Raw genomic sequence first — 9,500 nt, 5'->3', positions numbered from 1 at the left:
GGTTCGAGGCTCAGTCGCTTCCATCGCACAAATCTCTGTCCGTGCAGATACAAGGGGCGGCGCCGACCGGTGGCCCTTATCGGCATAGTTTGTCGCGTTGTTCAGCGGCGCTTCAGGCGCCTTTCTTTGACGACTTCGGCTCGGCGCCCGGCGCCCCCTCCCACCCAAACACACTCCGCCCGCCGAGCAGATGCGACTGGTCCATCTCGCCCGCGACGATCTCCTTCAAGCTTGGCCCCGTCACATAGCGCTCCATCCAGCGCGACTCGCTGTCCAGCCGCTTGAGCGCCTGCAGCTCTTCCTCCCGCCCGAGCCTCGCCTTCCCCACCGCTGATTTCAGCACCGAGATCGTCTCATCATAGACCTTCAGCGGCACGGGAAAGGGGTGGCGGTCCTTGCCGCCGTGGGCGAGGGAGAAGCGCGCCGGGTCGGAGAAACGGTAGGGCGCGCCGTGCAATACTTCCGAGACCATGGCCAAGGCGCGCACCGTGCGCGGGCCGACGCCAGGGACCAGCAGCAGCTCGGGGAAATCCTTCGGGCCGCTTTCAATGGCGGACGCGATATTGCCGTGCAGGCGGCGCATGACGATGTTGCTCTCGCGCACGTCGTGATGCGCGGGCATGACGAGATTGGGCAAGAGCGGCTGCGCGGCGGGCTCGGGCGCTTCGGCCGGCGGCTCCAGCGCGGCAAGCTCGGTCAGGATCTTTTCCGGGCTCATGGTCTTCAAAAGCTGGATTTGGCTTCCACGCGCTTTCTCCGCGCGATGGTCGGTGAGGTTGACGATCTCGCCCTGAGCCTCGCCCTCGATCGCCGCATGCGGCTGGTCGACAAAGCTCATCAGCCCCTCCGACAGCCAGTGGTAGCGGCGCGCCTGGCGGGCGTCGCCGTTCATGCCCTGCTGCACCACCACCTAGCGCCCGTCATCGGTGACGATGAAGCCATGCAAATAGAGGTCGTAGCCGTCCTGCACGGCGGCGCTGTCGACCTTGGCGACGAGGCGGCTGGCGGTGGCAAGCGCCTCGCCGTCGAGGCCGGTGCGGTCGCCGATGGCGATGAGCTCGCCCGGCGTCTTGCGCGAATGCGCGCCGCGCCCGCCGCAGACATGGATGCCGAGCTCGCCGGCCATCGGGTTCAGGCCGCGCTTCAGCGCGCCGATAACGGAAGTGGTGATGCCGGAGGAATGCCAGTCCATGCCCATCACGGCACCAAAAGACTGGAACCAGAAGGGATGCGCCAGGCGCCGCAGAAGCTCGTCGCGGCCGTAATGGTGGATGATGGCTTCACACAGCACCGCGCCGAGCCTGGTCATGCGCTCGCCCAGCCATTTCGGAACCCGCCCGCCATGCAGCGGCAGGTCGGCGCTGCCGCTTCGCTGCGTCACGTGGTTTTCTCCTGAATGCCGGCGACTTAGATGGCATTTTGGGAGGGATTTGCAAGGCGTTGAAGCTGCCGATCTTCCCCCCAAGTGGGGGAGATGCCCGGCAGGGCAGAGGGGGGCGCGAAGGATCGCGGCCTCTCGGTCTTGGCCGTAGGACGGCTACCAACGTGAAAGGAATTGCGGCGGCCAAAGGCCGAAACGTGGCGGGACAGCACCCTCTGTCCTACCGGCCATCTCCCACAAAGGGGAGATCAGCCAGCCTCATCGATATCCGCACACCCACACGCGTTCCACCACGCGGTGGTGATGACGCCAATGCCTCACCCATTCCCGGTGACAGCGGCGATGATGGTGCCGGTAGTAGCGGTGCGGATAGCGCATCAGATATCTGGGGCCGCCGTAGTAGCGCGGGCCGTAATAGCGGGGGCCGTAGTCGTAGAACGGAGCGCCATAGTACGGACCGCCGTAATACGGGCGGTAGAACGGGCTGAAGCCGCCGAACGGACCGAAAAAGCCGCCGCCCAGACCGAAGAACTGTGCGTCCGCAGGGGCGACCGTGGCTGCCGCGGAGGCAATGGCGACTACCGAAGCAAGTAGCAGTTTTCTCATGGCAACCTCCTCCTGAAGGCCTATCATCGGATAAACGCGCCGCAGGAAGCCCATGTTCCCGATCGCTAATGTTCGCCGATGCCGAGCGTGACCCCTCGCCCTCGAGGATGGTCGCAAATGGCTAGAGAGCCAGCTTGCCGTTGCCCAGCCAGGCTTAGTACCTGCAGACCCGGATTGCCTCGTAGACCCGGTGGTGATGCCGCCAGTGCCTCACATATTCGACGCGGCAACGCCTGTGGTGCCGGAAGTAGTAGTGGTGCCGGTAGTAGTGCGGCCTGTAGCTGTAATATTCGCCGTAATACGGGCGGTACATGTAGCGATCGCCGTAATAGTCGCCATAGTAGGGCCCGTAGTCGTTGTCGTAGTCATTGTAATAGCCGTCGCCGATGCCGATCCCGAACTCGAGGCGGCCGGCATTGGCCGGGCTAACCGTGGCAGCAGCTGACGCAATCGCCATGATGGAGGCGAGCAGGAGCTTTTTCATCGCTACCTCCTCCTGAGGTTGATCACCCCATAAACGCGCCGGATGCAGCCTATGTTCCCAATCGCTAATATTCGCCCGCCCATCGCTCGGAATGGGCGGGCGGTCATTCCCCTCCCGGGGAAGGTCAGCCAGTCGCGGGCACTAGTCGGTCAGCGCTCGCAGATGCGGATTCTTTCGATGACGCGGTGGTGATGGCGCCAGTGCTTCACGACCTTGATCCGGCAATTATCGCCATAATACCGGTTATGATAGCGAACCACATAACGCTCACGATAGGGAGTGTAGTAGTCGTCATCGTAGACGTGTCGGTAGTAGCGGTGAGGATAATACCCGCCATAGTAGTCGTCTCCATAGTACGGGTCGTAGGACGGGCCGACGCCGATACCGAACTGGACGCTGCCGGCGCTGGCCGGCGCGATCGCAAACGCCGAGGCGATGGCGATCATCGAAGCAAGCAGAAGCCGTTTCATCGCTGCCTCCTTGAGGTTCGATAGATGCCCCTTCAGGGAGTAAACGGTTTCGGCACGGCCGGTGTTCCCGGGAAAAGTGGCGCGACATCCTGGGCGGAGCGAGGAGCTCCGCTGGAGCTGCCCGATCTCCCCAAAAGAGTCCCACAAGGGGGGAGATTGGCCAGTCGCCATTCCGTCGGCCGTGTCGCGGCGCCGCGCGTGTCCATGCGGCCCATCGGCTATGCCACGTCCAACCAACCCAAACAGGAGCCTCCCATGACCAAGCCCACCATTCTCAAATTCGGCGCCGTCGAGCATGCCGACGCCGGCGACCTGCCGGGCTGGATTGTTGTCGAGGGGTCGCCGACCATGCAGACGGCCGTCCAGCACACCAGCGAGGACGGCAAGGTGATGTCGGGCACCTGGCGCGCCTCGCCCGGCACCTACCACGCCACCTATACCGACTACGAATTCGTCCACATGATCGCCGGCCGCATCGTCATCACGCCGGATGGCGGCGAGCCGGTCGAGGTCGGGCCGGGCGACGCGTTTGTGGTCGAGGCGGATTTCAAAGGCACCTGGAAGATCCTCGAGCCGGTGACCAAGCATTTTGTGGTTGTTGTGGGGTAAGGGTCTGATCTCCCCTCTCGAGGGGAGATGTCGCCGAAGGCGACAGAGGGGGTCGCTGCGCGTCGAGCGCCGACCTCTGTTGACGCCAGCGAAGAAGGCGCCGGCGCTCTACGCGCCAGGACCCCCTCTGGCCTGCCGGCCATCTCCCCCTCAAGGGGGGAGATCACGCTCCGCCGCCCCGCCCTACCTTCCCACCTTCGAAATCACCCTCTTTTCGACCTCCGGCTCCAGCGATTCCGCAAATGGCGTCGCCAGGTGGTGCTGGTCGCGGAAGGCGAGCTGGCCGTCGATGAAGACGTGGCAGGTGGTGGCGTTGCAGAAGCGGTCGGTGAGATCGACGTAAGAGGCGTTGGGCACGCTGGTGACGATCTCGCGCTCGACCGCCGCCATCTTGTCGTTGGCGGCATCGGCGCGGGTCTGGTCGCAGAGCGAGGGCGCCTTGTCGCGCCACAGCGCGCGCGACACGCAGGTGTCGATGTTCTCGTCGTTGAACGGTACGTCGCGGATGAAGGCGATCTTCAGCCCGGCCTTGCTCAAGCTGGTCAGCGTCGAGCGCAGGCCGGCCCGCCACACGGCGTCCGGCGTGTCCGGCTCGCCCTTGCCGGCAGCCATCTTGCGCGAAGAGGTCAGCGCCAGCTCCGAGATCACCACCAGCGAAGGCTTCGCGGCGATGATCTCCTTGATGGCCTGCTCGCGCCATTGGTCGCATTCGCGGTAGTCGCGGTTGAGCTTCGTGACAAAGTAGGAGAAGCGCGAGGGCCGGCACGAACTCTTCAGCCAGGTCTCGACGCGGTAGCCGTTCTTCTTTCCCGCCTCGATCACCGGCGTCGACCAGTGATCGGCGTGGGAATCGCCGAACAGCGCGATCATGCGCCGGCCATCGCCGAACACGCATGGTTTCGGCGCCACCGTGTCGTAGCCCTCGACGCAGGCCGTGGCGCGTGCGGTGGCAGGTTTGGCCGCACTTGCCGCGATCTCGCGCTGCTCGGGGTCCTGGCCGCGCACGGCAAGCGCTGCATTGCCATAAGCGGCTGCGACGCCGGTGCCGGTCAGGAGGAGGGCCGGCACCAGCGCCCGCGCCGCATTGGCCATAAGCCAGCCGTTGCGACGGATCGGATTCTCGATGAGATGATAGCTCAGCGCCGAAAGCGCCAGCGTCAGCCCGAGGCAGGCGAGGCGTTGGGCGAGGGTCAGATCCTCCACCAGCATGCCGGCATAGACGATGACCGGCCAGTGCCACAGGTAAAGCGAATAGGAAAGCTTGCCGACCCACTGTAAGGGCGGCAGCGCCAGGGCAGCATTCACGCCGTCCCTGACGCCGGCCGCGCCCGCCAGCAGGAGAAGGACAGTGCCGGCCACCGGCACCAGTGCCAGGAAGCCGGGGAAGGGAGCCTCCTCGCTGAAGGTGAGGTATGCGAAGGCAATCAGCGCCAGTCCGCAGAGGCTAAGCGCCAGGCCAAGCCGCGGGCGCTTCTGGAGCAGCCATGCCGGCGCCATCGAGGCCAGTCCGCCGGCGGCGAACTCCCAGGCGCGTAGCGGCGAGAAGTAGAAGGCCCAGGGCTGCGACACGGTCGTCAGCCAGGCGCAGATCGCGAAGGAGACGAGGCCGGCAATGCCCATCCCAAGCATGATCGTCCGCTTGCCGGGCCGCAGCCAGGCAGCCAGCATCAAGAGCGCCGGCCAGGCGAGATAGAACTGCTCCTCCACCGACAGCGACCAGTAATGGATGAAGGGGTTGTTGGCGGCGTCGTTGGCGAAATAGTCGAACGACCAGCGGATCAGCCATAGGTTGATCATATAGGCAGAGGCCCACATCGCGCCCTTGGAATAGAGCGCCTGCTCCTCCGGCGACAGGATGATGGCGCCGGCGGCGAGCGTCGCGGCGATGACGAAGAGCGCCGCCGGCAGCAGCCTGCGCGCCCGCCGGGCATAAAAACGCAGCAAGTCGAGCCGGCCGGTCTGCGAAATCTCGGTGACGAGATGGCGGGTGATCAGATAGCCGGAAATGGCGAAGAAGATGTCGACGCCGGCAAAACCGCCGGGCAGCGCGGTGAGGCCGAAATGGAAGGCGACGACGCCCGCTACGGCCAGCGCGCGCAACCCTTCGATGTCTGGCCGGAAGTCCGGCGATGGTGCTGACACGAAGACGAACCTCGCAATGGTCGTTCGTATCCCGCCTTAAGGCAAGCCTCGCGCCTACGGGTTTATATCGCAATGCAACAAATCTAACGCAGTGCAACATAAGGGGAGGCGACGAAGGCGATGAGGAAGGGTGGCGCGGCGCCGAGGCTGTCAATCTCCCCCCTTGCGGGGGAGATGGCCGGCAGGCCAGAGGGGGTGCGAAGGAACGCCGGCATTTCCTCACTAGCGTAGACTATTTCTCGGCGTTCAAGGGATGCGATTGAGAGGCTGGCGGGACAGCACCCCCCTCTGTCCTACCGGACATCCCCCCGCAAGGGGGAGATTGGCTGTTGCATCCGCTTCGCCAATCTCAAGCGCCGCATCACCCTTGATTATCGTCTCGACCGGGAATTTGAGTGGCGGCGCCTTCCCACAAGGGGAGGCCCCGCTCACGCCTTCTTCAAAAACTCCGTCTTCAGCACCAGGCCCTTCACCTGCTTGGTGTTGCATTCGATCTCGCCGGGATTGCCGTTGAGGCGGATGTTCTTCACCAGCGTGCCGCGCTTGATCGTCTCGGACGTGCCCTTGACCTTGAGGTCCTTGATCAGGGTCACGGAATCGCCGTCATTGAGCGGCGTGCCGTTGCTGTCTCTTACGATGGCGTCTGTCATGGCGGGTCTTTCATCGGTTGGATGGTGGTGCGCCCGCCTATCGCGCCGACGACGGGCCGGTCAAGCCATTCGCTCCCCAATCATCACCTCTGCCTCGATCTCGACCGGGAGATCGAATGGCAGGGCGGCGACGCCGATAGCGGTGCGGGCGTGGCGGCCGATCTCCGGCCCGAATACTTCGAGGATGAGGTCGGAAAAGCCGTTCATCACCGCCGGCGTCTGGGTAAAGCCCGGCGCCGAATTGACCATGCCGTGCACGCGGCACCATCCGGTGATCCGATCGAGGCTGCCGAGCTCGCGCTTCAGGCTGGAGAGCATCGACAGCCCGACCTTGCGGGCAGAGGCCCGCGCTTCTTCCGGCGACACGCTCTCGCCGACGGCGCCGAACGGGCCGGCGAGCGAGCCGTCCGGCTCCTGCGGCCCGTGGCCGGAGATGTAGACGCGGTCGCCGCGAACATTCACCCAGGGAAAGGGCAGAACCACGCCCGGCGGCAGCTTCAGCGGCGGCAGCAGCACGATGCCGAGCGCGGCAAGCTTTTCGTCGGCGCCCATGGCATAGCCTCCCTCAAGCCGTCGCGCCATACCCTGCTGCTTCCTGGCCGCGACCATGCCGAGCTTTCCGGTTCGCCGTCCTTTCGTCAAGACGGCAAGAATTGGCCGGTCCGAAGAATGGCATGGCCCGCGCGGACCGCAGCTTTGCGATCCGCGCGGGCGGGCGCCTGCCCCCGCGGCGGCGCCAAGCCCCCAAACCTCAGGCTGGCCGGGTGGCTGTTTGGTTCGGCCTTTGCCCGGCCGATCGTTTTTCCTCGCCGATCGACCGGCGACCGCCACGCGGTCGTCCAGCAATGGCTCGCTTTTGTTTTGCGCTATCTCGGACGAAAAACCGCCGAGCACTTTCCCGGATTGCTTCTAGAAATGCAGGTCTAGCGGCGGTGGATAGGCCTGGCCCGGTTCGGCGTCCTTCGCCATCGCACCGGCCGAAGGCACAATGCCGCCGGTGGCCGTCCCATCGAGCGGCGGCCGGGCTTTCTCGGTGCTGGTCTTGGTCTCGGTCACCAGGATTTTCGTTTTGGCTTCAGCGGTTTGCGATAGCGCAAGCGCCACAACAAGCGCGGATAGAACGACTTTCATGACAGCTTCCCCTGCACCCACCCCGAGGCGAACCTAGCGTTGGCCGCCAGGCCGCAAAGGTGGCGCGCGCGGAACGCTGTGGAATTCTCTGGATTTCCTGGAATATTAGGCGATGGAAAAATCAGCGTGGCCGGGCATGGAGTGCTAAACCACATCGTTAGGGCAGCTCGGCGATTCCCGCCAAACGCCGAAATGCTCTAGCGGCGAAGCATCGAGGGGCTTGTGGCATGGCGCAGCATATCGCGCAGAAACTAAGGCTGACGTCCGCCCTGCTGGGGACGGTCACCCGCAAAGATCTGGCGGCGGCGTTCCGCACCGTCAACCCGAAGACGGCGTTCGATCTCGGCCGCGCCGACAAATGGCTGCAGGGCCGCGCCCGGCCGCGCCAGATGAGCGTCTATGACGACTGGGCAAGGCTGCTCGAGTTGGAGCAGGCTGGCGCCTGGATCGCCGAGAGCGACTTGGCAAGCTTCACCGCCGCGATCGCGGCTCGCCACGGCATCGACAGCGCCGAGCTGGAGCGCCGCGCCGGCATGCGGTTCGAGGCCTCCGCGCATGACGAGCGCGGCCTCGGCTCCGGGCTTGCCGGGATCTATGCCTGCTATTCGCGCGCCTGGTCGCCCTATTATCGCGGCCAGTTCATCAAGGGCCGCCTGGCGATCGAGGCCGGACCCGGCGTGCACGGGCTGACGGCCACCTACCGCGAGACGTTGCCGACCGGCCAGTTGCAGCTCGGCGGTCCGGTCAACCCGGCAAAGCGCGGCCTCTACGTGCATCTGAAGGAGGTCGGCGGCGACGCCCAGTTCTTCCTCTGCCTGTTCCCGCATACGCAGCCGGTCAGTGTGCTCGGCGGCTATATGTGCGGTGCCGCCATCATCGGGCCCGAGGCGCAGCCGTCGATCACGAGGATCCTCCTGGTGCGTCTGCGCGATGCCGCGCCTGGAGCCGAAACATGGGGCGGATACTTGCCGGCCGGCGGCTCGATCGCCGGCGACCTGGCGGGCCTCGGCATCGCCGTGGAGCATCCGGAAACGATCGACCCGCAGCTCGAGCAATTCCTCGGCGCCGACAGCGGTGGCGGCGCCAACCAGATCCCGCCGGCCGATTTCCGCGCCGTCCTCGACGTGTTCGACCGCCACTGGCTGCAGCAGGCGGGCTAGATAGCCCGCATTGAACTGCGCGCCCCGAAAGGGTGCCGAGACGCAAACTTGACAGGGCGGCCGCATCGCGCTCACCTGCGCCGGTCGTTGACCCGCGCAGGAACGGACGATGAAGAAGACCTACGAGAAGCCCAGGCTGCAAAAGCGCGACAGGCTTTCGGCCGCGACAGCTGTCGCGCCGTCATCCGGTTTCTCATTCTGAGGCCGCTGGGCCGAGGGAACCTTTGCTGATCCTCGTCGGGGAAGGCGGGCATCGCCCGGGATGACGAAGGCAAGGGTGGGCGCTCCATCTCATCGATGTGGCGGGGCGCGTCCAGCCGGCCAGGAGCGGGCGGTACACTGCATAGGTGCCCGCCCGTCCGGCGCCGCCGCCAAGCTGCTGAAACCCCGTCCGTCCCCAACAGCAACGGTCATGGCGTGACCAGTCACTGCGGAGTGCCATCGGCCGGACCTGCTGTCAACGCCGCTGCGCGAGGCGCATTTTTCGCATTGTGCAGGGCCGAAATCGTTCTCCCCGAACGCGCCATTGCGGTTGGCGGAAACCCGAAAATGGCGGATTTCCGGGCTTTTCGGCCATTTCGCGAGCGGGCGCGGGCCTGTATGCCTATCCGCTTGAATAAGCTCGTTTTTCGCCGGCTGAGGTGTTTTGGGGTCCGGTTCTCAACTTGACTTTTTTTGGGTGCATTTCCGCAGCGCAACATCGAGGGCGGGCGAGACGCAAAAATCGCCAATCTCCACCTGTGGGGGAGATCGGGCGTCGCGGCCGCTTTCGCCAATTCCCGAGGTGGTGCCGCCAACCACTCTCTGTGAACTGCTTCATGATGCGGTCGCTGCGGCGTGCTAGGATATGGCACCTAGCGGGAGAGG

General features: G+C 65.1%; 9 protein-coding genes and 1 pseudogene. 2 read left to right on the top strand and 8 right to left on the bottom strand.

The genetic code is table 11. From position 1 onward, the window contains the following. Nucleotides 1-112 precede the first annotated feature (112 nt). The 4 genes and pseudogenes from RFM40_RS28975 to RFM40_RS28960 all read right to left on the bottom strand — a co-directional run bounded on the left by RFM40_RS28975 (nucleotide 113) and on the right by RFM40_RS28960 (nucleotide 2,941). Nucleotides 113-1,381, bottom strand: a pseudogene (locus tag RFM40_RS28975) (DUF763 domain-containing protein). 258 nt (nucleotides 1,382-1,639) lie between these two features. After that, nucleotides 1,640-1,987: a hypothetical protein gene (locus tag RFM40_RS28970; RefSeq protein WP_320228618.1), complete on the bottom strand. Its 348-nt coding sequence runs from the start codon at nucleotides 1,985-1,987 to the stop codon at nucleotides 1,640-1,642. Nucleotides 1,988-2,141: 154 nt separating this feature from the next. After that, nucleotides 2,142-2,471 carry a hypothetical protein gene (locus RFM40_RS28965; protein ID WP_320228619.1) on the bottom strand — a complete coding sequence of 110 codons (330 nt, stop codon included), beginning with the start codon at nucleotides 2,469-2,471 and terminating at the stop codon, nucleotides 2,142-2,144. 149 nt (nucleotides 2,472-2,620) lie between these two features. Then, a complete protein-coding gene (locus RFM40_RS28960) occupies nucleotides 2,621-2,941 on the bottom strand; it encodes a hypothetical protein (protein WP_320228620.1) in 321 nt (106 codons plus the stop codon). 255 nt (nucleotides 2,942-3,196) lie between these two features. On the opposite strand from RFM40_RS28960, the gene RFM40_RS28955 reads away from it, so the two are divergent. Next, nucleotides 3,197-3,550 (top strand): cupin domain-containing protein, encoded by a 354-nt coding sequence (locus RFM40_RS28955; protein WP_320228621.1) that lies wholly within the window; start codon nucleotides 3,197-3,199, stop codon nucleotides 3,548-3,550. A gap of 183 nt (nucleotides 3,551-3,733) precedes the next feature. Here the strand turns inward: RFM40_RS28955 and RFM40_RS28950 are convergent, their stop codons facing one another. The 4 genes from RFM40_RS28950 to RFM40_RS28935 all read right to left on the bottom strand — a co-directional run bounded on the left by RFM40_RS28950 (nucleotide 3,734) and on the right by RFM40_RS28935 (nucleotide 7,473). Further along, a complete protein-coding gene (locus tag RFM40_RS28950; protein ID WP_320228622.1) occupies nucleotides 3,734-5,692 on the bottom strand; it encodes an acyltransferase family protein in 1,959 nt (652 codons plus the stop codon). A 428-nt stretch (nucleotides 5,693-6,120) separates the two neighbouring features. Next, nucleotides 6,121-6,342 (bottom strand): alkylphosphonate utilization protein, encoded by a 222-nt coding sequence (locus tag RFM40_RS28945; RefSeq protein WP_126100844.1) that lies wholly within the window; start codon nucleotides 6,340-6,342, stop codon nucleotides 6,121-6,123. Between the two features lie 60 nt (nucleotides 6,343-6,402). Continuing rightward, nucleotides 6,403-6,894 carry a RidA family protein gene (locus RFM40_RS28940; protein ID WP_320228689.1) on the bottom strand — a complete coding sequence of 164 codons (492 nt, stop codon included), beginning with the start codon at nucleotides 6,892-6,894 and terminating at the stop codon, nucleotides 6,403-6,405. A 357-nt stretch (nucleotides 6,895-7,251) separates the two neighbouring features. Then, nucleotides 7,252-7,473, bottom strand: a complete 222-nt coding sequence (locus RFM40_RS28935; RefSeq protein ID WP_320228623.1) for a hypothetical protein — start codon at nucleotides 7,471-7,473, stop codon at nucleotides 7,252-7,254. A 227-nt stretch (nucleotides 7,474-7,700) separates the two neighbouring features. Between RFM40_RS28935 and RFM40_RS28930 the strand changes: the two genes are divergently transcribed. Further along, a complete protein-coding gene (locus tag RFM40_RS28930; protein ID WP_320228624.1) occupies nucleotides 7,701-8,633 on the top strand; it encodes a hypothetical protein in 933 nt (310 codons plus the stop codon). Nucleotides 8,634-9,500: the final 867 nt, after the last annotated feature.

Origin of the sequence: Mesorhizobium captivum, assembly GCF_033977165.1 — a bacterium.
In the GTDB taxonomy this organism is placed as follows: Bacteria; Pseudomonadota; Alphaproteobacteria; order Rhizobiales; family Rhizobiaceae; genus Mesorhizobium; species Mesorhizobium captivum.
Note: the sequence above shows the minus strand (reverse complement) of the source record. Positions and strands in the feature narration are given on the sequence as shown.

Excerpts from the sequence above, each read along its gene's own strand:
- RFM40_RS28960 (WP_320228620.1), bottom strand. The coding sequence starts at position 2,941 with ATGAAACGGCTTCTGCTTGCTTCGATGATCGCCATCGCCTCGGCGTTT.
- RFM40_RS28965 (WP_320228619.1), bottom strand. The coding sequence starts at position 2,471 with ATGAAAAAGCTCCTGCTCGCCTCCATCATGGCGATTGCGTCAGCTGCT.
- RFM40_RS28935 (WP_320228623.1), bottom strand. The coding sequence starts at position 7,473 with ATGAAAGTCGTTCTATCCGCGCTTGTTGTGGCGCTTGCGCTATCGCAA.
- RFM40_RS28970 (WP_320228618.1), bottom strand. The coding sequence starts at position 1,987 with ATGAGAAAACTGCTACTTGCTTCGGTAGTCGCCATTGCCTCCGCGGCA.
- RFM40_RS28930 (WP_320228624.1), top strand. The coding sequence starts at position 7,701 with ATGGCGCAGCATATCGCGCAGAAACTAAGGCTGACGTCCGCCCTGCTG.
- RFM40_RS28945 (WP_126100844.1), bottom strand. The coding sequence starts at position 6,342 with ATGACAGACGCCATCGTAAGAGACAGCAACGGCACGCCGCTCAATGAC.
- RFM40_RS28940 (WP_320228689.1), bottom strand. The coding sequence starts at position 6,894 with ATGGGCGCCGACGAAAAGCTTGCCGCGCTCGGCATCGTGCTGCTGCCG.
- RFM40_RS28955 (WP_320228621.1), top strand. The coding sequence starts at position 3,197 with ATGACCAAGCCCACCATTCTCAAATTCGGCGCCGTCGAGCATGCCGAC.